Below are 247 nucleotides of genomic sequence, written 5' to 3'. Positions count from 1 at the left end.
GTACCTGCGTCTTGACGGGGTCGAGCGCGTTCTTCGCCGCGAGGAACTCTCCGTGTGGCAGCCCCCAGTCGTCTCCGAGGCCGTAGTAGCCGGCGTACTCGTTGCGTTTGCCTTCCGGCGCCTTCGTCGACGACGGCACCATGAGCGTCTACCTGCACCTGCAGCGCGGTTCGATCAAGGTCGCCGAAGGCCAGTGGGTGCGTCCGGGCCAGCCGCTGGCGTCTTCGGGCAACACCGGGCGCAGCAC

The 247-nt window shown here is 68.0% G+C and carries 1 protein-coding gene; it reads left to right on the top strand.

Features of this window, described 5'->3' with window-relative positions:
* Nucleotides 1-140: 140 nt before the first annotated feature.
* Nucleotides 141-247, top strand: a 107-nt coding sequence (locus HWD97_RS24410; protein WP_371835831.1) for a M23 family metallopeptidase, incomplete at its 3' end; no start/stop codon positions are given.

This window comes from Ochrobactrum sp. C6C9, from assembly GCF_022627935.1.
GTDB classification, from domain to species: Bacteria; Pseudomonadota; Alphaproteobacteria; order Rhizobiales; family Rhizobiaceae; genus Brucella; species Brucella teleogrylli.
This window is presented reverse-complemented; position numbering and strand designations above follow the sequence as displayed.